Here is a 23,409-nt window from a genome sequence, read left to right as displayed (position 1 = left end):
TGTAAAATTGGATTCTAACCCTTTGATTTGTATTGTTGATGACGATGAAGACCAGGCTAACCTCTTGAAGCTGCGCTTGCATAAACGCGGTTATTCCACCCGGGTTTTCAACGATACCCTGTCCTTCCAGCAGTTTGCCCGGGATGCCGGTGAGCGTTCACTCGTGGTTATCATGGATCAGATGTTTCCTGAAGGTGAGCTGGCTGGCAGCCAGGTCATGGCGGATATCCACCAGACAGGCAGTCATTACCCACTGATCTTTTTGTCGGCCAGGGACGATCTGGAAGCTCGTCTGGCTGCGCATCGAGCCGGAGCTTCGGCTTATTTCTCCAAGCCTTTAGATAGTGATCTTCTAATCCAGCGAATAGAAAAATTACTGGAAATGCCCGGGTCCTATCGGGTACTCCTCATGCAATCCGATGCTGCGGTGGCCGAAACGACGCTGGGTCAGCTTGAAAGTCAGGGTATGCAGGTTAAATGCTGTGAATCCAGCTCTAATTTTTTAAATCTTTATGATCAATGGCAGCCGGAAGTCCTGCTGCTGGATGCCCGCCTGCCGGAGATGACCGGGCCGGAATTGGCCGCGCTTCTATACGAATACAAGGGGCTGCAGCAGGCGGCGTTGGTTTTTCTGGCCGATGAAGAGGATGCCGATCTTCAGGAAGAAGCACTTAGCTATGGGGCCGATGATTTTCTGATTCGGCCGGTCGATGATCGCTACCTGACCGGCATTCTGCGCTCCAGAGCCGAGCGTGTCAGACGCAGTCGGCGCTTAAGTGAGCGTCTGGATGAACGCTATCGGGAGATGCGTCAACTCTATCAATTGCGCCAGCAACAGCAGGAAACCCTGGATCGCCATGCCATTGTCAGCGTGGCTAATCGCCAGGGTGAAATTATCTACGTCAATGAGCGTTTTTGCCAGATTTCCGGTTATTCTCAGGAAGAGCTGCTGGGGCAGGACCACCGCCTTTTGAAATCCGGTCAACACCCCCCGGAGTTTTATCAGGATCTCTGGCGGCGATTGAGTGCTGGTCTGGTCTGGCAGGGTGAAATCTGCAACCGACGCAAGGATGGTCGCCTTTATTGGGTGGAATCCACGATTACCCCCTTCTTTGATGAAAACGGGCAAATCCGCGAATACGTTTCTATCCGTACCGATATTACCCACCAGAAAGAAGTAGAACAGGAACTCAAGAATACGGAGGAATGGCAGCGACAATTGGCCTGGGAGAGAGGCAAGCGCCTTAAGGAATTTGCCTGTTTGAGTGACCTCCTCTACCTGATGACAGATTTTTCTCAGGATGAAGCGCAATTGCTGCAAACTGCTGCTGATCGTATTCCCGCGGCCTGGCAACTGCCGGAATTGACCGGTGTGTGTATCACTTATCAGGGTCAGACCTACACCAGCGAGGATTTTGTACTCACCCCCTTGGCTCATCGCGTGGAGAAAACCCTGGAAGGTCTGGATGGTGAGGATGAACACTTGGAAATCCTGGTTTGCCTACAGCCGAGTGCGCCTGAATTTCTGGAAGAAGAGCTGCATCTGCAGGATCAGCTAGCTCAACAACTTCTGCTGGCACTGGGGCGCACAAGGGATCACCAGGCCACCCGGGAAGCCCGGGATCTGGCCAAAAGAGCCAGTAAGGCCAAATCCAATTTTCTTTCCAATCTAAGCCATGAAATCCGTACGCCCATGAATGCCATTCTGGGGTTTGCCCAGATGCTGGAGTATGAGGGGGAATTGAGCGGAGACCAAAAAGACAGTGTCAATGAAATTCTAAAGGCCGGTCAGCATTTACAGCAATTGCTGGATGATGTTTTGGATCTGGCCCGGGTGGAAGCAGGCAAGGTGCGCTTGTCTCTGCAGGAGGTTGCGCTCAACCCCCTGGTGACCGAGGCGCTGCGCTTGCTGCAAGGAGAAGCCAGCGAGACCCAGGTAACTCTGGAAAATCTCCTCTCAGAACAGGAGGTGATTTTTGCCGACCCTTTCCGTTTGAAGCAGGTTTTGATCAACCTGTTATCCAATGCCATCAAATACAACCGTGAGGGTGGCCAGGTGATCGTTTCCACCTGGGCTCCCCAAGCTGGCTGGCTGCGTTTACAAATTGAAGATACCGGGCCAGGCATAGCTCCGCAATATCTGGAGGAATTAAGCCAACCCTTCAATCGCCTGGATGCTGAAGCGCGTGGCATCAAGGGCACGGGGATCGGTTTAACCATCAGCCGCCAGCTGGTTGTGCAAATGGGAGGGCAGCTGGGTGTGAATAGCCAGATGGGATTGGGATCGGTGTTCTGGGTGGAGTTACCCGTGAAGGAGGTTTTTGAACCGGGCAGGACTTCTGTGGACAGTATCAAGGAAATTAAATAAGCATGTTGAATAAACAAACCGCTCATCTGCTATTGGTGGATGATGAACCTGCTAACCTCAAACTGCTGCAGAAAATACTGGCTAGAGAAGGCTACGTCAGCTGTGAGGTTATCCAGGACTCGCGCCAGGTGATGAAGAGTTACCAACGCCAGCGTCCGGATGTCATTCTGTTGGACTTGAATATGCCGCATCTGGACGGTTTTCAAGTGCTGGAACAACTGCAGACACTGGATGACCCCCTCTTGCCTCCGGTTCTGATCCTGACAGCCCAGCAGGAAAGGGATTGTCTGCTTAAAGCACTTAAGCTGGGTGCTAGGGACTACCTGAGCAAGCCTTTTGATCAGCATGAGCTCTTGATGCGTGTGGCCAATCTGATAGAGGTCCATCAGGCTCATTGTCTGTTGCGGGACCAGAAAGCTTTTCTTGAAGAAGAAGTGCGTAAAAGAACCTGTGAGCTGGAAAGAACCCGTCTGGAAGTAGTCAGACGCCTGGGTCAGGCTGCCGAGTTTCGCGATAACGAAACCGGGGATCATATCCTGCGTATGAGCCGCTATTCTGCGATTCTGGCTGCCAGCCTGGGATGGTCAAAAGATGAGTGCGAACTTTTGCTCAATGCCAGCCCCATGCACGATATCGGCAAAATCGGCATTCCTGATGCCATCCTGCAAAAACCCGGCAAGCTGACAGCCGCTGAATACAGTGTCATGAAAGAACATGCACGTCTGGGGGCCAACCTGCTTAAAGGCGTGGAAGCGCCCCTGTTCAAAATGGCCCAAGACATTGCCCTGGGGCACCATGAAAAATGGAATGGTGAAGGCTACCCCCAAGGCCTGGCCGGCGAAGCCATTCCCCAGGCAGCGCGTATTGCGGCCGTGGCCGATGTCTTTGATGCTCTGACCTCGGCCAGACCCTATAAGCAGGCTTGGAGCATCAAGAGTGCAGTTGATCTAATCGTTTCGGAGTCAGGCCAGCATTTTGACCCGGAAGTGGTCGAGCATTTTCAAAAATGCCTGCCTCAGCTGCTGGCGATACGCCAGGAATATACCCAGGAAGAACAGGGCCAGCCCCAGCCAGCTTAAAGAGAAGGTTGGTGGTTGTTAAGCGCGCTGGAAGGCATAGCCCTGACCATAGTGGCTGACCACCTGGCCGGGGCTGGGATCAAAAGCCGCCAGTTTTTTGCGCAGGCGGCTGATTAAAAGATCCAGTGCTCGGCCTTCCTGGGCTTTGTGAACATCGCCCCAGATACTATCGGCCAGCTCTTCACGACTAAAGAGGGTGCTTTCGGAATGAACAAAGAGTTGCATCAAACGGAATTCAGCCGGTGTCAGGCGCTGCTTCTGACCGGCAAAGCCCAGCTGAAAATGAGCGGCATCCAGTTCCAGCGGTTCGAAGTTACGGTTTTTTGAATTGGAAGCCTGGGCGCGCCGGGTGACCGCGCGAATCCGGGCCATCAAAATGGTTTTATTGATGGGCTTGGAAATAAAATCATCGGCACCGGAATGCAGGGCTTCGGCCAGATCATCCTCACCATCCAGGGAGGTCAGAAAAATGGTGGGTGGACGTTCAGGGTCGTCAGCCAACTTTTTCATTAATTGCAGGCCACTCATGCCGGGCAGCAGCCAGTCGATCAGGAGAAGATCAAATTTTTCAGGCTGATAGCTGTCGCGAAAAATCTCGGCCGATACAAAGAGGGTGGCCTGGTAGCCATAGTTGTGCAGCCAGCTGGCCAGCAGGCGGGCTTGATCCTGATCATCTTCAATAATCGCAACTTGGGGCATGCAAGGTTTTCATTATGAGTAAAGTGATATATCGCTTTAAATTATCAGGTTTTCTCCTGACGGGCAAAATGTATCAGATGGTATTAGCTCAACTTTTTTGTTTTAAGCCGTAGGGCAAAAAAACGGATCAGGGCGAGATAAAGTATTACACTCAAGGCGGTCAACTCATTAGAAGGTCGGCATGGAACAAGAATTTTTGCAATTACAGCGTGGTTTTATCAGTCGTTTACCTCAAAGGGGTGAACGTATGCGAACCAGCCTGGATGAATACCTGCAGGCTTTTCCCTCTTCATCTACCGAACCGCTATTGAAGGCGCTGCATACTGAGATTCATAACCTGACCGGGGCGGCCGGCAGCTATCAACTGCCAGAGTTGAGTCAGCAGGCTAGAGAGGTGGAGCGTTATTTGCGCCCCCGGGTACAAGAAGGCAGTGACAGCTCGCCTCTGGACCCTGCCCATCTTGATGCCTTGGTCTCGGCTTTGATTCAACGCCTTGATGAGCTGGCAGCCGGGGCTTAAGGGTTGTTCATGGCTGCCTTTCATCCACGCAACTGGTCACTACAAAAACGTCTCAGCTTGTTGCTCGCTGGCTGTTTTATCATCATTACTGTCTTGTCAGCTATTCTGGTCAAAGCCTATTTCGAGAATGAATACCGTAGCCTGTTTTTAAAGCGTGAGCAGGAGCAGATAAGGCTGGTCGTGCAACGGATCGAGCAGAACCTGGAAACACGTCTGCGCTGGGTCGAAGCCCATGCTGACCGTTTGGCCGATGTAGAAGGTTTGTTGCCCCTTGCCAGTATCCGAGAACACCTTAAAGCAGCACAAGTTGGCAGTGGCTTCAGCGATCTTTCGGTGATGAATCCTGAAGGTGTCGTTCTGATAGATCAGCCGGTCTTTCCCGGACGGGTAGGGACCGACTACTCGTTTCGTTCCTTTATTAGTCGTTCCTTGACTGAAAAAACCTCTGTCATCAGCTCCCTTTTAATTGGTGCCAAAACCCGTCGCCCCATGTATGTGATGGCTGCCCCGATTTTTGATGAACGGGAAGAACTGGTCGGCTTGCTGGTCGCCAGTACTGATCTGCGTGAAGAAGCACTTTTCAAGCGGCTGGGTGAAGAAATGCAGGACCAGGACAGCCGTCTGCTGGTGCTGGATCCGATTAACCGGCTTTATATTGCTTCGAGTAATCCCGATCAGGTGTTACAGCCTCTGCCGGAGCCGGGTGCCGAGCCTTTGTTGGATCGCCTTCTGGACTCGACTTCGCGGGGTACTCTCGAGGATGAACAGGGTGAGGCCTGGATCTTTGTCAACGAATATATGGAGCCCATGCACTGGCTGGTGGTTAAACTGGCTTCGGAGCGAGCAGTGTTGATGCCGGTTCGTAACCTGATTAGCCAGTATCTGCTTTTGACGCTCTTGATGTTGGTGATCATGGGCTGCTTGACCATTTACCTGGTGCATTATTTACTGCGACCGGTGCGCCAGGCTATCGCCCAGATCAATACTGCAGTAAACCAGGGCGGGGGGTTGCAGCCCTTCGCCATCCAGCGTCAAGATGAAATCGGTCAGTTATTGCAGGCCTTTAATGCGCTGGAGCAGATGCGCGACCGTCAGGATCGCATGAAGGAAGAATTTATTTCCCTGGTGAGCCACGAGTTACGCACCCCTTTGACTTCGATTCAGGGTAGTCTTTCCTTACTGACTTCAGCTCAACTGGGTGAGCCTGAACGCGAAGAAATGTTGAGTATTGCCGAGCGCAATACCGGGCGTTTGCTGGCCCTGGTAAACGACCTCTTGGATCTGGCCAGTCTGGCGCGCGGAAGCTTGCGACTGGAGATGCGTCAGCAATCGCTTAAGCCGATTCTTGATGAAGTCTTGTGTGATTTTTCTCCTCAGGCCAAGGCAAAACAAATCGAGCTGGATTTAGAAATGGCCGCTGAGGATATCCAGGTCAAGGTCGATTACGCACGCTTGCAGCAGGTCATGAATAACCTGCTTTCCAATGCGGTTAAATTCTCGCCTGAAGGTACTCGGGTGAGTATCCAGGTTTCTACTGATAAAGATGAATGGGTACGTATCAGTGTCAAAGATGAAGGTGAAGGTATCCCTCTGGGGTTTCAATCCCGGGTTTTTGAGCGCTTTGCCCAGGCCGATGCTTCCGATCGCCGCCGCCATGGGGGAACCGGTTTGGGCCTGTCCATTACCCGCGAGCTCGTAGCCGCTATGCAAGGGCGTATGGGTTTTAGTTCCCTGCCACATCAGGGCAGTTGTTTTTATTTGGAGCTGCCCAGGTATGGATTGTCGACAACAGAAGAAAGTTGATGGAGTTAGCCCGTGGTAGAGCTGCGCAGAGTGTTTTGTGTTGAAGACGATCCCGATATCCGTATGCTGGTGCAGATGGCATTAGCAAAACTGGGTGGGTTGGAGGTTTGCCTGGTGGAATCGGCTGAAATTGCCCAACAGGAGGCCGCAGCCTTTAAACCCGATCTTTTTTTGCTCGATGTAATGCTGCCGGGTATGACAGGCCTGGAGTTTTTCCAGTTGACCCGTCAGGATCCCGAGTTGGCAGAGGTGCCTGCTGTTCTTTTGACGGCCAAGGTCAGTGCTGATTATCCGGAAACCTGGAAACAGCCAGGCATTCTGGGTTTGATTGAAAAGCCCTTTAATCCGGTCAACCTGGCAAGCCAGTTGCATACCTTGTTCGACGCGTCAAAACAAATGTAACGTGATTGTTTCAAGAATTGTTAACACTGGAAGTATTTTGTTAAGTGGTTGTTTTATTTTTACAATAGGGACGTTAGTATGATAAATGGACAAGGTAGGTATAAATTGAATACAACACTTAGCGGGAAAGAGGTCGCAGCAGATGCGCAATAATCAGCCTGTCACCCAGAATGAATATCCAGTGCGCCAGGATTGCGCGATTATTTCTCATACTGACACCAAGGGTCAGATCACCTACGTTAACGATGAATTTGTCGAATACGCCGGTTTTACCCGGGAAGAACTGATTGGCAAACCCCACAATATTATCCGTCACCCGGATATGCCCCAGGAAGCCTTTCGCGACATGTGGGCAACCCTGAAGCAAGGCAGGGCCTGGCAGGGGCTGGTTAAGAACCGGCGTAAAAATGGTGACCACTACTGGGTTAAGGCTACTGCCACTCCACGTCCTGATGGCGGTTACATGAGTGTGCGTCTGCGTCCGACCCGTGAAGAAGTCAGTGCCGCTGAAGCCTTGTACAAGCGTATGCGTGAAGGCAGCAGTGATCGCCTTTCCGGTGGCTACCATCTGCCCGGTCTGGTTGCACGTTTCAAACACGGCTACAGTAACCTGAGTCTTACGGTGACGGCTTTATTGCCTTTATTTTTCCTCTTTTTTGCCCTGGCGGGAGTTGCTGGCTGGCAATGGATGGTCACCAAGCACGCGCAAACTGAAGCGGTTCTTCTGCCCATGCTGGCCAGCCTGGGTGTTTTTGGGGGCGTGGCTTTTGTCTGGCAGTGGTTGGTGTTAAGGGAACAGTCCAGTCGTTTGAACAAACTGGTTCGCGCCGCTCGCGAAATCGGTTCGGGAAACCTGGTGGCCGAGGCACCTATGGGACATCAGGATGAAATCGGTAGCGTCTTCAATGCCGTACAGGTAATGCGCAATCGCCTGTTTGAAATCGCTTTCCAGATGACCCAGTCGGCCAAAAGCTTGAAACAGTCAGCAGAAGAAATGCTCAGCGCCAGCGAGGAAACCTCACGCGGAGCGCAAGAGCAATCCTCTGCATCGGCAAGCATGGCGGCGGCTTTGGAAGAATTGACCGCTTCGGTAGAGCAGATCGGTCACAATGCGGATAATGCTCATGAGGCTTCTCAAAATGCCGGTGAGGTAGCTCGCTCCGGTGCCGAGGCAGTCTATGCTAGTACCCAGGAAATTGCTGCTATTGCCGATACCGTCAAAGAATCTGCGGCCCAACTGAAAGAACTGGAAGCCGTGTCTGCCAGTATCGGTCAGATCGTTTCCACCATTCGCGAGATTGCCGAACAGACAAATCTGTTGGCGTTGAATGCAGCCATTGAAGCTGCGCGGGCCGGTGAACACGGTCGCGGTTTTGCCGTGGTGGCCGATGAGGTCCGCAATCTTGCCGAGCGCACCGCTCAGTCTACTGTAGAGATTACCGACATGGTGACTCAGATTCAGCAGCGTACAGAAGCGGCTGCCGATGAGATGCAGGCCAGCGTCGAGAAGGTGGAATCGGGCGTGGAAAAAGCCAAAAATGCTGGCCAGTCGGTTGCTGATATCCAGCAGCAGACCCTGCGCGTGGTGGAAGCTACCCAAGATATTCAGCAGGTGCTGCGTGAGCAGACCCTGGCGGCAAGAGAGGTGGCTGAAACCGTCGAAGGCATTGCTAATCTGGCTGATAGTAATGCGGCTCAGGCTGAACAGGCACATGTTGCCAGTCAGCATGTACAAGGCACTACCCGAGTGCTGGATGAGTTGCGTCGACAGTTCAAGGTTTACGTGGATTGACAGGTTAAGAGTCACCCAACCTGCTTTCTGCTGAGCTAGGGCTGCTACTCTGATGAAAAGGGTAGCAGCCTTGTTGGATTAACTTTATCAGGGGCAGGTGAACAGCTTGAATTCTTGGCTTGAAAAAATGGAAGCCTTGCAAAGGCGCCTCCCTCTTCTTAGTGGTTTGGCTTCAGGTCTTATCACCTTTTTACTACTCTTCCTGCTACTGAGCCTCTTCAAAAGCAATCTTCTGTCACAGGAAGAGCGCAAGCTCGCCGAGGTGCGCAGTCGGCTGGAATCCACCCTCAATCAGGCCAGTAATGCTTCGGCCAGTTTCAGTTTTTATATTGCCAGCCAACCGGTTAGTGATTTGGATTTCTCTCGCTTCCAGGCTCTGGCAGAGCAACTGCTGGCTCGTCACCCCATGATCCGTAATATGGCTTTGGCACCGGATAATATTATCCTCTGGAATTTTCCGGTCGCTGAAAACAGCTCCACCCACGGTTTGAACCTGGCTGCGATACCTGAACAGGCCCGGGCACTGGATCTTTTAAAACAATCTCGCCGTCCGGTGCTGGCAGGCCCCATTGATTTAGTCCAGGGCGGTTCAGCGATCATTCACCGGGTGCCAGTGTTTATTAACCTTGCTGATGGAGGCAGTGACTACTGGGGTACTGTTGGAACCGCCATTCGCCTGGAATATCTGCTTGAAAAATCTGGTGCCCAAGCCTTGCTGGATCAAGGAGACCTCGCCATCCGTGGACAAGATGGCCAGGGATCAGACGGGGCGACCTTTCTGGGTTCGGATGATTTCTTCTCCAGCCCGAGCACACTCAAAATGGCGGTTCGAGCCCTGGATGGTGAATGGCAGCTGGCTCTGCGTCCGGTTACTGCCACCCCGCTTTGGTCACTCTTGCTAGTGGCTTGTATCTTGATCGGGTTGCTGGTGGCTTGGCTCACTTTCCGGCTTACCCGACAGTTGTTGCTGCAACAGATGCAATTGAATGAAAAGCGCCGCGATGCGGCTGAAGCCGGTGAGCGCTTGCAATTGGCCACTCAGGCAGCGGGTATGGGAATCTGGGATCTTAACCTTAAAACCGGTGAAATACACTGGGATGCTGGCATGTTCAGTATTTTTCAACAGGATCCGGCTCACTTTAGTGGAACCAATCAAGAGTGGGAAGCAGCCCTCCTGCCCGGTGAAAAAGAGCGGATTTACAGCAAATTAAGCCGCTATCTTGAGAGCGGTGGAGACTTTGAAGATGAATTTCGGATCAGGCGGCCTGACGGTAAATTACGTTTGATTCGTAACCATGCCCGGATTATTCGAGGGCAGGATGGTGAAGTAGAGCAACTGGTCGGCATCAATGAAGATATAACGTCAAGGCGCCAGGAAGAAGCTCGACTCTTAGCAGCCAAAAAAGAAGAAGAACGCCTGAACTACATCATGGCTCATCATTTTCAGGAACCCTCACGTCGCCTGATGATTTTTGCCGATCAGCTGCGCCAGGATTCCAGTCTGCAAGTCGGTTACCGTTCACGCCAGGCAATCGATTTTATTCGCGAACAGGCCAGCTACCTGCGTGCTTTGGTGCAATCGATTCAAACCTACATGCAAGCGGGAAGCTACCTGGAGCCTCCCAAGAAATTGTCTTTGCCCCAATTGATCGAAAATCTGCTGGCTTCGGATGAACTGGTGGTCGATCTTCGTTCATACGTCACCTTGGTCGCCACCCCCTGGCCTGAGATTGAAGGCCCGCAGCGTAAACTTCAACGCCTCGTCAAAGAGCTTCTTAACAATGCTTGGCAGCATAGTCACTGTGAAGGTTCGCTGCGGGTTGAAATTTCCGCACGCTGTCTGGGTGATCGTCTGGAAGTAACTTTCAGCGATAACGGGGTGGGTCTGCACCCGGATCAGTATGAGCAGGCCCTGGATCTGATGGTTCACCTGGATGAAATCAAAGGACGTCAACTGGGCATGGGTTTGCCTCTGGCCAGAAAACTGGTGCTACAGATGGAGGGGAAGCTTTTCCTTGAGTCTAGTAGGCTTGGAGGTTTGGCTGTGGTGATCGATTTACCCTTGGCCAGTACCAATAAGGAGCCCCAAGAATGATCCGGGTAGTCTTGGCTCTGGTACTGGGTTGGGGGCTGTCCATCGCTCAGGCCTCAACGCCTTACGATCGCCTGCTAGAGCAGGTTCGCCAGTTGCAAGCCAGTGGCCGACTGCCGCAGGAAGCACGTTTACACCTTCAGGTCAAAGAAGGTAATCAGGCTTATTTTCTTGGAGCAGACCAGGCACTGAAAGAACGCTGGGAAATGGCTACAGGCATCTTGCTGGATATTCGTTTGATGCCTCAGCAAACGGCTGGTGAAGCCCTGCAAAGAGATGGCCAGGTTGATTTGCTGGTTGCCCGTAATCAGGAATACCCGGATCTCTTTTCCCGGGGTCTGATTCTGAGTCTTAACGACTTCTATGCTGAATTGGGGTTTTATCCCGAAGATGAAGACTGGTTCCTGGGTGAAGCGCAAACGGTTTTTCATGACCAGCGGTTAGCCGTGCCGGGTGATGCTGATCTGCTTTTGTTGTACCTGCGTCAGGATTTGCTGGATGATCCCGAAGAGAAAAGCGCCTTTCAGGCACGTTTTGGCTACCCCCTCAAGGCACCGCAGACCTGGCAAGAATACCAGGACCAGGTCAGTTTCTTTCACCGCCCGGAACAAGGGCTTTGGGGTAGTGTGGAATTACGTGACCCCCACTTGGCCTGGCCCTTCTGGCTGGCGCGCTTTATGGCTTTTAGCTGGCCGGATACGCGTTTGTTTGATGACCAGGGGCGCCCGAGAATCAATACCCCGGCAGGGCAGGCAGCTCTATCCAGCTATCTGGCAACACTGGACATGACTCCTGACAGCGTGCGCTTAGCTGGCTCCGGTTATGATGCAGCCTTACCCTATTTTTATAAGGGACAGGCTTATGCCCTGATGATCACTCCCGCTGCCAGCAAGTTGTTCCGTAATCGGCCTCTGCCCATTTCTGACCGTTTTTCTGTGCACCCTTTGCCCGGTGTTTACCATAACCAATCCCTGGTTCGCTCTTCGGTTTTGGCTTTTGGCAATAATTTGGTGATTCCGGCCCAAAGCCGTTACCCCCTGCTGGCGCTGCTATATGCACTTTGGATTACTTCTGCCGATGTTTCCGAAGAAGGACTGGTTTTGACCCGAAGTTTTGCCGATCCTTTTCGCGAATCGCATTTACAAGCCCCGGAGCTGGCTGCAGTCTACGGCCAGGCTACTCTGGATGCCATAGCTACCAGCCTGCCTAACACCGTGAATCCGGCATTGGATCAGGAAGGCAGTGGGCTTTACATTGAGGCTTTTAACCAACTGCTTGCCGAAGCGATAGAGCAGCATCTCAGTGAGGAAGTGACTCTTCAGAGAATCGAAGCGGCCTGGCAGCAGATCAGCCGTGAACAAGAGATCCTGCCTGATCGGGCACAGGACCAGCAAGCAAGGAGAGTGGCCCAGTGAAAGCTCCACGTTGGCACCAGGGATTGGGCTTTCGTCTGATCAGTAGTTTTTTACTGGGCGTAACCATCATGCTGATGCTGCTTTTTTTTGCCGAAAGTAGCCTGCGAGAAGCCATCAGGGATACTCAGCGCCTGCTGGATGGTCAGTTGATTCCTCTGGTGGAAATTAATGACCTCCAGGCAGAACTGCTAAAGCTACGGGAGAAAGAAGTCACTCTAGTGCGGGTCCGGGATGAGTTTGCTCTGGTCAACCAGGCTTTTGCCCTGGAAGCGGATAGCCGTGATTTTGATCAGCAGCTACACCAGGTGCTAGAGGCGTTGCCGGCTATTCCTGCCCTGCAGATACGCCTGCTTGAAGAAGGCTGGCAGGCTTACCGCCAGGATCTTGACGAGCTGCTTACAGCGGCCGCTGCGAAACGTCCTGATCAGGCGCTGGATATTTCCGTTTACCAGTCAACAAGCAGTTTTCAGAACTTAATCAATGCTTTCCAGACTTTCTCCTGGCAGCGTCAACAGCAGTCCGAGGACATCTACAGCCTGCTGCTTGAGCGCCGCGATTGGCAGTTTCACCTCTTTTTGTGGATTGCCCTGGTGAGCTTAGTGTTACTGGGAGGGCTTTTAGCCTGGGTGACTCTGGGGCTTCTAAAACGTTTGCTGCTGCTAAGAGATGGGGCTCGTGAGTTGGCTTTGACCAACCGTCCGCAACCCCTGGATGATCAGGGGCAGGATGAACTGGCGCAACTGGCCCAGGCTTTTAATCTGCTGCAAACCCGCATCAAAAGCCGGGAAGAAGCCCTCCAGCAGGCTCAAGCGAGTCTGGAAGAAAGAGTCAACGAAAGAACAGCTGAGTTGCGGGCCTCTAATGCCGAGCTGGAGCAGTTTGCCTATGTCGCCAGTCATGATTTGCGTCAACCGCTGAGAATGATCACTAGCTACTTGAAACTTCTGGAAAAACGCCTGGATAGCCAATTGGATGAAGAAGCCAGGGTGATGATGGATTTTGCTTCCGATGGTGCCCGGCGTCTGGATCAAATGCTGGTTTCCCTGCTTGAATATTCACGGGTCGGGCGCAAAGGGCAGCCCAGGCGCTGGTTGGCTAGTCGTGAAGCTCTGAATGAAGCTTTGATTTATCTGCGACCTGATATTGAAGCTCGGGGCGCTGAAATTATCATCGAGGGAGAAAGTTGGCCCCAGGTCTATGCCAGTCATGACGAACTGACCCGCCTGTTCCAGAATCTTGTGGGCAATGCACTGAAATATCATGCAGGTGAAACGCCGCCCAGTATTCATATTCAGGTACGTACCCTGGAAAATCGCCATGAATTCAGTGTGCAGGATCAGGGCATCGGTATTCAGCCGAACATGCAGGACCGGCTTTTCCAGGTTTTTCAGCGTCTGCATACCCAGCAGGAGTACGAAGGCAGTGGCGTCGGCCTGGCGGTATGCCGCAAGATTGTTGAAGGCCATGGTGGCCATATCTGGGTCGAATCCCAGGGTAAAGGTGAGGGGAGTCGTTTTACCTTCACCCTGCCCTTGGCACCTGCAAAGAACAAGGTGGATGAATGAAAGCTTTGCTCGGTGCCTGTCTCCTTTTAGCTGGTGGGCTTGTCTGGGCTGACAGCTCCGAACGTTTGCGCGCTCTGATCATGGAGACCGAGCCCTGGGGGTTTTATCAGCCCGAGCAAGGGGAACTCCAGGGAATCTGGATCGATATTGCTCGCCTGCTCGAGGATGAAACCGGAATTGAGCAGCAAAAACGCCTGGCCCCCTATGCCCGGGTCATGGAGAGTCTGGCCTTGGGCGATGCTGATATCAGTTATTTGATCCGCTCTCCTGATCGTGATGATGAAGTGCTCCATGCCGGTCTGCTGTTTCATTTTGGTTCCGTGGTTCAGGCCCGCCAGGGGATTCGATTAAATGATTATGAAGATCTTCTGGGGCTACGTATCGGTGTGCTTCAGGGCATTCGCTTGTCTCCGCGTTTTGATCAGGATAAGCGTTTGCACAAGATTTCCGTGCGTAATTATGAAACCCAGCTGAATATGCTGGAAGCGGGACGTCTGGATGCCATTGCCGGCAACAGCCTGTCCCTGGCCTATCTGCAGGAAAAAAGACAACTGGATGCGCTACTGGGCGACCGCCTGATTTTACAGGTAACCCCGGTCACCCTGCAGTTTTCGCGCTCAAGTGGCGCCTTGGAGCTGCTGCCTGTCATGCGGCAGGGCATTGAAGATCTGCGTGCACAAGGCCGTATTCAAGCCGTGCTGGATGCCTGGGCAGGACCGGATTGGCGGGTCGGGGAGCCTTCCTCATGATGCGTGACTGGGCACGAAGCCTGGCCTGGCGCCATACCCGTCTGACTCTGCTGGTGGCTGTTGTCCTGGGCTTGGGCATGAGTCTGCTATTGATCTTTGTGGATTTTCAGCAGACACGTGAAAATATTCGCGAATCCACACAGGAGTTGCTTAAAACAACAGCAAATGCAGCAACCCAGGCTGCCTATACCCTGGATGCCACCCTGGCTGAAGAGGTGCTGGAAGGGCTTTTTGCCGTTCAGGCCGTCAGTTCCGGCCACCTGATCACCGAGCGTGGGCGGGTGCTGGCCAACCGCGACCGGCGGGCTTCAATTCAAAGCCCCTGGTACGCACATTTGCTGGGTGAAGAGTTGGTGTTTACCCACCCGCTGGTGTGGCACAACAATTATACCGATGAGCGGCAGGCAGTGGGCGAGCTGAGAATCACCCTGAACGGGGGTCTGGCCGGTAGCGACTTTATTCGAAGGGTGATCTGGGAGTTACTCTTCGGGTTGGTTCGCAATGTAGTCTTGGCCTTTGTGCTTCTGGCCATTGCCAAGCAGTTATTGACCCGTCCGCTCAGCCAGTTGGCTCAAGCCCTGGATCAGCGTAGAGAGCGCGAAGAGCTCAAACCGCTGAAGTATTTGCCCGGTCACGAAAGAGATGAAATCGGTCAGGTGGTTCGTGCGTTCAACGAGTTGACGGCATCATTGCAGGCTTCCCAGGAGGAAAAGGCGCGCTTGAATGAAGTCATGGCTCATCATTTTCAGGAGCCGGTTCGACGCATGGCCATCTATGCCCAGCGTTTGCAAACAAAAACGCCAGTGACCCAGGCGGGCAGCGAAGAAGATCCCGCGTTGGGTTTTATTCAGGAGCAGGCATTGCGCTTGAGTCATCTGGTGCGTGATGTGCAAGCTTATCTGGCTCTGGATCAGTTGCACCTGCCCGCTGAGCAGCTGGATCCACGCCAAGTCTTTGACCAGGCCTGTTCCAGCTTGGCAGAAGAACTCGGCAGTGCCCGTATACGTATACATCAGGATGCAGATTATGGCGTTTATTTTTCTGCAAGACGCTTGCAAGAAATCTTTGTGCAATTGATCAACAATTGCCTAAAGTATTCGCTGGAGCCGGTGCTGGAAATCGATTTATATATTGATGGGGATGAGCAGACCACCCGGCTTCGATTGGTGGATAATGGTCCCGGCATTGATCCTGAATACCGCCAGAAAGTTTTTGATATTTTTACCCGTCTGGTTCCCAATTCTTCGGCCTATCCGGGCACCGGCATGGGGTTGGCACTGGTCAAGAAACTGGTGATCCAATATCACGGCCAGGTGGCTTTTGTGGATTCTCCGACACAAGGGGCCGCAGTGGTTTTAGATCTGCCTGCTAAGGAGGGAGAGAAGGATGCCGAGTCAACAAGCGCTATTTAAAGTCCTGCTGGTAGAAGACGAACCTGCAGATGCTCATCTGGTTCGCCTTTCATTTGAAGAAGGTCGGGTCATGATCGATCTTCACGAGGTGCGTGATGGTGTGGAAGCACTCGAGTACCTGCGTCGGCAGCCGCCCTTCACCCAGGCTGAACGCCCCGATCTAATCCTGCTGGATCTGAATATGCCACGCATGAATGGCCAGGAATTTTTGCGTGAGATCAAGGCTGATGAAGCCCTTAAATCCATCCCCGTGGTGGTTTTAACGACTTCAGAAGCAGAAACCGATATCCAGTCTTCCTACCATTTGGGCGCTGCCGGTTTTATCGTCAAGCCAGTGGATATCAATGATTTTATTGAACAGGTTCAACAACTTGAACACTACTGGTTTAAACTGGTCAAGCGCCCGGAAAAGTGAACAAACGGAGAATTGATGGTCATGAAACTGCGCTCTTTTCTGCTGGTTAGTCTCCTGGGGCTGCCTTTTTCAGCCTTGTCAGCCCAGTGGCTGGTGGGTTTTGCCCAGGATACGCTGGGCAATGACTGGCGTCTAAAGCAGGTGGAAGAAGTGCGTGCTGTCCTGGAGTCGCACCCGGATGTGGAATTTGTGGTCACTGACGCCCGGGGCGAGGTTTCCCTGCAGGCCCGTCAGATCCGTCAACTGGTGGACAGGGGGATCGACCTCTTGATTACCAGTCCCAGGGATCAGGTGATCCTTGGCCAAGTGATTCGTCAGGTCCATGAGCAGGGCATCCCTGTGATTCTTCTCAGCCGCACGATCGAGGGGGAAGGCTATACCAGTCTTGTCACTGCCAATAATACAGCCATTGCCCGCCAGGCGGGTGAATATCTGGCCGAACAACTGGCAGGGCAGGGGCGGGTGCTGATGCTTGAAGGAGTAGCCGGTGCCAGTACAACCCAGGCCAGAAGTCAGGGGTTCCTGCAGGTGATGGCGGAGTATCCCGGCATTCAGGTGGTGACAAGAACGGCCAATTATTTGCGTGCCGATGCCATCCAGGTGCTACGCCACCTGCTTAGCCAGGGAGAAAGCTTTGATGCCATCTATGCTCACAGTGACAGCATGGCCACGGGTGCGCGCATGGCCCTGACCCAGGCGGGATTGGATCCGGCTGATCTGCTGATCGTGGGCATTGATTATATTGCTGAAGCCCGAGAGGCTTTGCTGGCCGGTGAGCAGGATCTCAGTTTTACTTATCCGACGGGCGGTCATGAGGGCGCTCTGCTGGCTCTGGAAATACTGGAAGGGGGCAAGGTGCCCGCTCGTGTCGAACTGGAGACCCAGGCGGTTACCCCCGAGCTGGCTGAAACGCTGGAACCCATTTTCTGATGAAGCTGAATTCGCTCAAGGCCAAGCTGCTATTCTTTCCACTGCTGGTGACTCTGCTGTCGCTGTTGCTGGCCGGTTACCTGATCGATCGCAGCCTGCTCAATTATCACGAGAATACGGCACGGGAATTAATTGGCGAAGGCTTTGATGACTTTGCCAGTTTTCACCAATCGCTGCAGCAGCGTCTGGATGAACAGGCCCTCTGGCTGCGTCAGGATGAATGGCTGTTGGCCAGCATGGAATTGATACGCGATTTTGAAGATCCTGAAGATTACCAGGCCATTCTCTTTGATGAAGAAAAACGCAGTCTGGCCCTGCGACTTTTGACCGCCATCCAGACCGGCCAGAGTAGTGGCATCTACCTGTTTGGTTCCCGTGGGCAGCTGGTTAGTTTTGCTCTGGAAGATAATGAGCGCTTCTATCAGGGATATCTCAGTTACCGTGAAGGCCAGCCCTTGATGCGCCTGGTGACCGGTGGCGATACCGAACTGAACTCACGCCTGAATGCCATCAAGCAAGAGGTAGAAGACCTGGCCAGCCTGCATAGCCAGCTACCTGCAGGAGCCAGTTATGATTTCCACCAACAACAGTTGATTCTGGAAATCAAATACCCCCTGGGTGAGCTGGGCTCACTGCTGGTCGTGCGCGAGCTGGAAGAGGATTTCTTTACGGCTATGGCACCTGCGGGTATCCAGGCGGTCCTGCTTGATGCCGAGGGCCAGTTGCTGGCTTCCCTGACGGCCAAGCAAACGCTGGATGCCTCCCTTTACCCCTACCTGCAAAACCTGAATCTGGATGACCAGAAGATACTGCAAAAAGCCGGCGGTTTCTGGGGGTTCCAGAAATTGGATTTGCATACCGGTGAGCCCGTCTATCTGGCTCTGCTTTACCCCATGGCGATCTATCAGAAAGCCAGCCAGAGTACCCGCAGCGGGATACTGGTTGCCTCGCTGATTACTGCTCTGTTGATTGTTCCCTTGAGCATCTGGTTGGTACGCCAGCAGATGACCCTGCCCCTGGGACGCCTGCTGGAAGGCATAGGGCGTATTCGCCAGGGTGAACTCTTGGAGCCGGTTGAGCTGGACACAGCAGACGAGCTGGGTCAGCTGGCCGGTGCCATCAATCGCATGGCCGGGCAACTGCATGAGCGCCAGGAAAAACTGACCGCCAGTAACCAGGAATTGCAGCGATTGAGTGAAGTCATGGCGCACCATTTTCAGGAGCCAACACGGCGTCTGCAGGTCTTTGCCGAGCGTCTTAACCAGCATGCAGACCTGGAGGGTGAGGCCCGTATCTCTGTCAACTTCATTCATGAACAGGCAGGCCGCCTCAGTCGTCTGGTGCAGGATGTACAGCGTTACCTGGAGCTGGATCGAGTGCAGCTGAAACCCCGGTGGGTGGATCTGCAAGACCTCCTGGAAGAACTGCTGGAAGCCCCTGAACTCAAAGACAAGTTGCAAGAGGCCCAGGCCGAAGTGCGCTTGCTGAAGCTACCCCGAGTGTATTTTCCCGAAAAACGCCTGCAGGAAATTTTTTATGCCCTGCTGGGCAATGCCGTCGCCTACCGGGACCGGCACAAACCCCTGAGAATCGAGATTGACAGCAGCAAAGAGAAAGATAACCTCTTGCTGCTGGTCAAGGACAACGGCAGCGGTATAGCGCCTAAATACCGTCTGCAGGTTTTTGATTTATTCAACCGCCTGGTGCCCAATACGCCCGACCATCCCGGAACCGGCATGGGGCTGGCACTGGTACGCCGCCTGCTGCGCCAGGCCGGTGGCGATGTTTTCATTGAAGATGGCCTGGATGGAGGTACCACCTTTGTCCTGCGTTTTCCCGATCAGGAGTCCTGAATGAGCAAGCCCTGTTGTATTTTGCTGGTCGAAGATGACCCGGCAGATGCCCATCTGACCCGCATGGCCTTTGAAGAAGGGCATGTCCGGGTCAATCTGGAGCACGTTGAAAACGGTGAGGAAGCCTTGGCTTACCTACAGGGAGAAGGCCCCTATGCGGGCAAAGACACCCCCGATCTGGTGTTGCTTGACCTGAATATGCCCCGTATGGATGGCCGTGAATTCCTGCGTGAAGTGAAAAAGCTGGATCATTTGCGCGCCATCCCCGTCGTGGTCTTGACCACCTCGGATGCAGAAAGTGATATCTATGCTTCCTATGACCAGGGGGCAGCAGGTTTTGTCGTCAAACCAGTGAGTATTGATGATTTTATTCACCAGATCAGAAAGCTTGAAGACTACTGGTTTGAGCTGGTCAGACGACCTGTCTGAAACCTATTTGAAAAGGGGAGCTGAAGGTGCCGGATAACAAGATTAAACAGCCCCGGGTACTGGTCATCGAGGATGAGCCGGGTGATGCCCAGTTGGTTCGCCTGCAGCTGCAGGAAAAAGACCGCGAGGCTTTTGCCGTTGAAATGGTGGCCAGTCTCGAAGAGGCCGCATCCTTGTTGCGGGATCAGAGTTTTCATCCCGATGTGATCCTGCTGGATCTGAATCTGCCTGACTCAACTGGCCCTGATACCGTCAAGCGCTGTCGCCAGCTGGCACCGGATGTTCCCGTGATCGTTCTAACTGGATTGGATGATCACCAGGCAACCGAAGTGGCGATAGAAGCCGGTGCCGAGGATTACCTGTCCAAGGGTGAAGAGGGTGCCAGCCTGCGCAAAGCCATCCGCTACGCACTGCTGAGGCACGAAAGGGATGCCAGTGAACGCCTTGCCTTGACGGTCTTCAACTATGCCCGAGAAGGCATCATGATTACCTCGGCTGACGGAATCATTCTGGAAGTGAATGCTTCCTTTACCCGCATTACCGGCTACAGCCGCGAAGAGGTGCTGGGTAAAAACCCGAGCATTCTCAGCTCTGGTCACCAGACAGGCGAATTTTATCGGCAATTCTGGGAGGATCTCTTCCGCGACGGTCACTGGGAAGGCGAAATCTGGAATCGACGCAAAAATGGCGAAATTTTTGTAGAAAACATGACCGTGAATGGTGTTCGTGATCCTTCCGGTGAAATCGTTCAATTTGTCGCCCTTTTCACCGATATTACCGAACAAAAAGAACAGCAGACCCAGCTGGAACACCTGGCGCATTTTGATGCCCTGACAGGATTACCCAACCGAGTGTTGTATAATTACCGTCTAAAGCAATCCATGGCCTATGCTGACCGCCACGGCACCCGCATTGCCGTAGGCTACCTGGATCTGGATGGTTTCAAGCCGGTTAATGACACCCATGGCCACGCCGCTGGCGACGTTGTCCTGCAAGAGGTGGCACGGCGCATGCAAGACTGCCTGAGAGATGAAGACACCCTGGCCCGCCTGGGTGGTGATGAGTTTTCTCTGGTGCTGGAATCCGTGGCTGTGCCCGACCAATTAGGCGGCCTGCTGGATCGCCTGGAAGCCGTAATCAGTGAACCGGTTCTCTGGGAAGGCGAGAAACTGCGGGTAACAGCCAGTATCGGGGTGACCTTTTACCCTCAGGCACAGGAAGTTGATATGTCGCAATTAATGCATCAGGCAGATGAGGCAATGTATACAGCTAAGCAGGAAGGTAAGAATCGCTATTCCATCCATCCTTCTGCGGCTGAATAAGCGGTCAACTCGCAAGGCTATAGAATTATGACAAGAGGCATTGAGTGACAGACAAGAAGCTACTGCTGGTAGAGGACGATGACTCCCTTCGTCGCCTACTGGCCACAATTCTGGAACAGGAAGGCTATGAGCTGAAAACCGCCAGTAACGGGGCCAGGGCTCTGGATAAGCTGGAATCCTGGCTACCGGATCTGGTAATTTGTGATATTCAGATGCCGGTGATGGATGGTTTTGAATTTCTCAAGGCAGTACGTACCCGTGCCGACTGGCAACAACTCCCCTTTATTTTTCTGACCGGCCTGGATTCAAGTGAAGACCAGCAACTGGGCCGAGAGTTGGGAGCCGATGATTACCTGACCAAACCTGCCAGTCGTGACCAGTTGGTGGCTGCCATTGAATTGCGTCTGGGCAAGCATGAATCCCTGACCGGCTTGCATGCCCGACGTGCGAGCGACGACCTCCTGATTTATCTGGCCGCAGTGAACGGCGACCTGGATGGCTTAAAGCGAGAAGCTGAACGGATTGGTGATATCGACCAACTGGATGACCAGGGCAACACCCCGCTGATGTACGCCGTAATGATGCGCCAGGAAGAAGCCGCCCGCTATCTTATCCGCCAGGGGGCCAACCCCGACCTGCGCCACCCCGCCACCGGCATGAGAGTCGGAGCCATGGCCCGAGCCATGGAGTTGGATATTTAAGGCAGGGAGCAGTGTCGACCGAATGCCTGCCCAGCAGGTTTTTTCTCGGTCATAAAATTCAGTCCTAAAAAAGCCCGCTCTGCTTGCACAGGCGGGCTTTTTTGCATTTAGCCAGCGGTTTTAACGCAGGCCCAGTTCTTCGATACTCTGATCACGCATCTTGAACTTCTGGATTTTACCCGTGACAGTCATGGGGAAGTCCTGGGTGAACTTGAAGTAACGCGGAATTTTGAAGTGGGCGATCTTGCCCTTGCAGAATTCACGCATTTCTTCTTCGCCCATCTCTTTGCCTTCATGCAGCTTGATCCAGGCCATGACTTCTTCGCCGTATTTTTGGTCGGGCACACCAATCACCTGAACATCGGAGACATCCGGGTGGGTGTAGAAGAACTCTTCCAGCTCGCGGGGGTAGATGTTCTCACCGCCACGGATGATCATGTCCTTGATGCGACCGGTAATGGCGACATAACCTTCTTCATCCATTTCCGCCAGGTCACCGGTGTGCATCCAGCGGTTGACGATGGATTTTTCGGTTTCCTTCTCGTTGTTCCAGTAGCCCAGCATGACGCTGTAACCCCGGGTGCAGAGTTCGCCTTTTTCGCCTCTTTCCACGACGCGACCGGATTCGGGATCGACCAGTTTGACTTCAAGGTGGGGGTGGATGGTGCCCACGGTGGAAACCCGTTTTTCGATGGGGGCATCCATACGTGTCTGGAAGCTGACCGGGCTGGTTTCGGTCATGCCGTAGCAGATGGTGACATCCTTCATGTTCATCTTGTCGATGACTTTTTTCATCACCTCGATGGGGCAGTTGGAACCTGCCATGATGCCGGTGCGCAGGTGGCGCAGGTCGAATTTATCAAAATCCGGATGCTCCAGCTCGGCGATGAACATGGTGGGCACACCATAGAGGGTGGTGGCCTTTTCTTCTTCCACGGCTTTCAGGGTCAGCTCGGGATCAAAGCCATCGGAAGGGTAGATCATGGTGGAACCATGGGTGATACAGCCCAGATTACCCATGACCATGCCAAAGCAGTGGTAGAGAGGCACAGGGATGACCATGCGATCCTTGTGCGTCAGGTTCATGCCTTCGCCCACGAAATAGCCGTTATTGAGGATATTGTGGTGAGACAGGGTTGCGCCCTTGGGTGCACCGGTGGTGCCGGAGGTGTACTGGATGTTGATAGGGTCGTCAAATTGCAGGGTTTTCTGAATCTCGTACAGCTGGGCTTCAGTTACCTGGTCATAAAGCGCCATCAGGTCGGACCAGGTGTGCATCCCCTCGGTAGCCAACTCATCATCCAGGCAGATAACACGCTTCAGCTCAGGCAATTTGGCTGATTTGAAGTTCTGTGGGGTGCTGGTTTTCAGTTCAGGAGCCAGTTCACAAAGCATTTCAGCATACTGGGAAACCTTGAAGACCCCTTCGAGGATCAGGGTGCTGGTACCGGAATGCTTGAGGGCATATTCCAGCTCATGGGTGCGGTAGCTGGGATTGATGTTTACCAGGATGGCGCCGATCTTGGCGGTGGCAAACTGGGTAATGCACCACTGGGCATTGTTAGGTGACCAGATGCCGACCCGGTCGCCTTTTTGTACGCCCAGCTTCATCAGACCACGCGCGCAGCGATTGACTTCCTGCTGCAGTTCCTTGTAGGTGTAACGCAGCTTCTGGTGACGGGAAATCAAGGCGTCATTGTCGGGGAATTCGGCCACGGTCTGATCGAAAAGATCACCGATGGTCATGCCTAAAAGAGGCTTGTCACTAATGCCACTGACGTAGCTAGGTTGTTTGCTCATAAAACCACCTTTTGTGTTTGTTGTGTGTTGGCTGTGAAGAGCTTTTTTTCAGTTATTTTTATT

General features: G+C 53.2%; 19 protein-coding genes. 17 read left to right on the top strand and 2 right to left on the bottom strand.

Going from position 1 to position 23,409, the window contains the following annotated elements:
• Window positions 1-7: 7 nt before the first annotated feature.
• A complete protein-coding gene (locus DFK18_RS12570; RefSeq protein ID WP_114418622.1) occupies window positions 8-2,368 on the top strand; it encodes a response regulator in 2,361 nt (786 codons plus the stop codon).
• 2 nt (window positions 2,369-2,370) lie between these two features.
• Window positions 2,371-3,447: an HD domain-containing phosphohydrolase gene (locus DFK18_RS12565; RefSeq protein WP_114418621.1), complete on the top strand. Its 1,077-nt coding sequence runs from the start codon at window positions 2,371-2,373 to the stop codon at window positions 3,445-3,447.
• An 18-nt stretch (window positions 3,448-3,465) separates the two neighbouring features.
• Here DFK18_RS12565 and DFK18_RS12560 read toward each other — a convergent pair whose 3' ends face one another.
• A complete protein-coding gene (locus DFK18_RS12560) occupies window positions 3,466-4,146 on the bottom strand; it encodes a response regulator transcription factor (protein ID WP_114418620.1) in 681 nt (226 codons plus the stop codon).
• Window positions 4,147-4,327: 181 nt separating this feature from the next.
• On the opposite strand from DFK18_RS12560, the gene DFK18_RS12555 reads away from it, so the two are divergent.
• From DFK18_RS12555 to DFK18_RS12485, 15 genes are all read left to right on the top strand, one after another.
• Entirely contained in the window at window positions 4,328-4,666 is a 339-nt protein-coding gene (locus DFK18_RS12555) for an Hpt domain-containing protein (protein ID WP_114418619.1), read from the top strand.
• A gap of 9 nt (window positions 4,667-4,675) precedes the next feature.
• Window positions 4,676-6,469, top strand: a complete 1,794-nt coding sequence (locus tag DFK18_RS12550; protein ID WP_114418618.1) for a sensor histidine kinase — start codon at window positions 4,676-4,678, stop codon at window positions 6,467-6,469.
• A 12-nt stretch (window positions 6,470-6,481) separates the two neighbouring features.
• Window positions 6,482-6,871 carry a response regulator gene (locus tag DFK18_RS12545; RefSeq protein ID WP_114418617.1) on the top strand — a complete coding sequence of 130 codons (390 nt, stop codon included), beginning with the start codon at window positions 6,482-6,484 and terminating at the stop codon, window positions 6,869-6,871.
• A gap of 142 nt (window positions 6,872-7,013) precedes the next feature.
• Window positions 7,014-8,663, top strand: coding sequence for a methyl-accepting chemotaxis protein (locus DFK18_RS12540; RefSeq protein WP_114418616.1), 1,650 nt, complete (start codon window positions 7,014-7,016; stop codon window positions 8,661-8,663).
• Between the two features lie 106 nt (window positions 8,664-8,769).
• Window positions 8,770-10,758, top strand: a complete 1,989-nt coding sequence (locus DFK18_RS12535; RefSeq protein WP_114418615.1) for a sensor histidine kinase — start codon at window positions 8,770-8,772, stop codon at window positions 10,756-10,758.
• Window positions 10,755-12,170: a type 2 periplasmic-binding domain-containing protein gene (locus tag DFK18_RS12530; RefSeq protein WP_114418614.1), complete on the top strand. Its 1,416-nt coding sequence runs from the start codon at window positions 10,755-10,757 to the stop codon at window positions 12,168-12,170. The genes DFK18_RS12535 and DFK18_RS12530 overlap by 4 nt, the downstream gene beginning before the upstream one ends.
• On the top strand, window positions 12,167-13,735 hold the full coding sequence (locus tag DFK18_RS12525; protein ID WP_114418613.1) for a sensor histidine kinase: 1,569 nt from the start codon (window positions 12,167-12,169) through the stop codon (window positions 13,733-13,735). Before DFK18_RS12530 ends, DFK18_RS12525 begins: the two co-directional genes overlap by 4 nt.
• Window positions 13,732-14,484, top strand: coding sequence for a substrate-binding periplasmic protein (locus DFK18_RS12520; protein WP_114418612.1), 753 nt, complete (start codon window positions 13,732-13,734; stop codon window positions 14,482-14,484). The genes DFK18_RS12525 and DFK18_RS12520 overlap by 4 nt, the downstream gene beginning before the upstream one ends.
• Window positions 14,481-15,896, top strand: a complete 1,416-nt coding sequence (locus DFK18_RS12515; RefSeq protein ID WP_114418611.1) for a sensor histidine kinase — start codon at window positions 14,481-14,483, stop codon at window positions 15,894-15,896. Before DFK18_RS12520 ends, DFK18_RS12515 begins: the two co-directional genes overlap by 4 nt.
• Window positions 15,871-16,311, top strand: coding sequence for a response regulator (locus tag DFK18_RS12510; RefSeq protein WP_114418610.1), 441 nt, complete (start codon window positions 15,871-15,873; stop codon window positions 16,309-16,311). Before DFK18_RS12515 ends, DFK18_RS12510 begins: the two co-directional genes overlap by 26 nt.
• 15 nt (window positions 16,312-16,326) lie before the next feature.
• Complete coding sequence (locus tag DFK18_RS12505; RefSeq protein ID WP_114418609.1) at window positions 16,327-17,241, top strand: substrate-binding domain-containing protein; 915 nt, start codon at window positions 16,327-16,329, stop codon at window positions 17,239-17,241.
• Window positions 17,241-19,094: a sensor histidine kinase gene (locus tag DFK18_RS12500; protein WP_114418608.1), complete on the top strand. Its 1,854-nt coding sequence runs from the start codon at window positions 17,241-17,243 to the stop codon at window positions 19,092-19,094. Before DFK18_RS12505 ends, DFK18_RS12500 begins: the two co-directional genes overlap by 1 nt.
• Entirely contained in the window at window positions 19,095-19,523 is a 429-nt protein-coding gene (locus DFK18_RS12495) for a response regulator (RefSeq protein ID WP_114418607.1), read from the top strand.
• A 26-nt stretch (window positions 19,524-19,549) separates the two neighbouring features.
• On the top strand, window positions 19,550-20,845 hold the full coding sequence (locus tag DFK18_RS12490; protein WP_114418606.1) for a diguanylate cyclase domain-containing protein: 1,296 nt from the start codon (window positions 19,550-19,552) through the stop codon (window positions 20,843-20,845).
• Between the two features lie 44 nt (window positions 20,846-20,889).
• On the top strand, window positions 20,890-21,546 hold the full coding sequence (locus tag DFK18_RS12485; RefSeq protein WP_114418605.1) for a response regulator: 657 nt from the start codon (window positions 20,890-20,892) through the stop codon (window positions 21,544-21,546).
• Window positions 21,547-21,666: 120 nt separating this feature from the next.
• Here DFK18_RS12485 and DFK18_RS12480 read toward each other — a convergent pair whose 3' ends face one another.
• Window positions 21,667-23,346, bottom strand: coding sequence for an AMP-binding protein (locus tag DFK18_RS12480; protein WP_114418604.1), 1,680 nt, complete (start codon window positions 23,344-23,346; stop codon window positions 21,667-21,669).
• Between the last annotated feature and the right edge of the window lie 63 nt (window positions 23,347-23,409).

The sequence above is a fragment of the Marinospirillum perlucidum genome (assembly GCF_003336805.1).
GTDB classification, from domain to species: domain Bacteria; phylum Pseudomonadota; class Gammaproteobacteria; order Pseudomonadales; family Halomonadaceae; genus Marinospirillum; species Marinospirillum perlucidum.
Note: the sequence above shows the minus strand (reverse complement) of the source record. Positions and strands in the feature narration are given on the sequence as shown.

What these genes read in the sequence shown, in the direction of transcription:
- DFK18_RS12565 (WP_114418621.1), top strand. Translation starts at nt 2,371, where the DNA reads ATGTTGAATAAACAAACCGCTCATCTGCTATTGGTGGATGATGAACCT.
- DFK18_RS12560 (WP_114418620.1), bottom strand. Translation starts at nt 4,146, where the DNA reads ATGCCCCAAGTTGCGATTATTGAAGATGATCAGGATCAAGCCCGCCTG.
- DFK18_RS12555 (WP_114418619.1), top strand. Translation starts at nt 4,328, where the DNA reads ATGGAACAAGAATTTTTGCAATTACAGCGTGGTTTTATCAGTCGTTTA.
- DFK18_RS12550 (WP_114418618.1), top strand. Translation starts at nt 4,676, where the DNA reads ATGGCTGCCTTTCATCCACGCAACTGGTCACTACAAAAACGTCTCAGC.
- DFK18_RS12540 (WP_114418616.1), top strand. Translation starts at nt 7,014, where the DNA reads ATGCGCAATAATCAGCCTGTCACCCAGAATGAATATCCAGTGCGCCAG.
- DFK18_RS12530 (WP_114418614.1), top strand. Translation starts at nt 10,755, where the DNA reads ATGATCCGGGTAGTCTTGGCTCTGGTACTGGGTTGGGGGCTGTCCATC.
- DFK18_RS12520 (WP_114418612.1), top strand. Translation starts at nt 13,732, where the DNA reads ATGAAAGCTTTGCTCGGTGCCTGTCTCCTTTTAGCTGGTGGGCTTGTC.
- DFK18_RS12515 (WP_114418611.1), top strand. Translation starts at nt 14,481, where the DNA reads ATGATGCGTGACTGGGCACGAAGCCTGGCCTGGCGCCATACCCGTCTG.
- DFK18_RS12510 (WP_114418610.1), top strand. Translation starts at nt 15,871, where the DNA reads ATGCCGAGTCAACAAGCGCTATTTAAAGTCCTGCTGGTAGAAGACGAA.
- DFK18_RS12505 (WP_114418609.1), top strand. Translation starts at nt 16,327, where the DNA reads ATGGTCATGAAACTGCGCTCTTTTCTGCTGGTTAGTCTCCTGGGGCTG.
- DFK18_RS12500 (WP_114418608.1), top strand. Translation starts at nt 17,241, where the DNA reads ATGAAGCTGAATTCGCTCAAGGCCAAGCTGCTATTCTTTCCACTGCTG.
- DFK18_RS12495 (WP_114418607.1), top strand. Translation starts at nt 19,095, where the DNA reads ATGAGCAAGCCCTGTTGTATTTTGCTGGTCGAAGATGACCCGGCAGAT.
- DFK18_RS12480 (WP_114418604.1), bottom strand. Translation starts at nt 23,346, where the DNA reads ATGAGCAAACAACCTAGCTACGTCAGTGGCATTAGTGACAAGCCTCTT.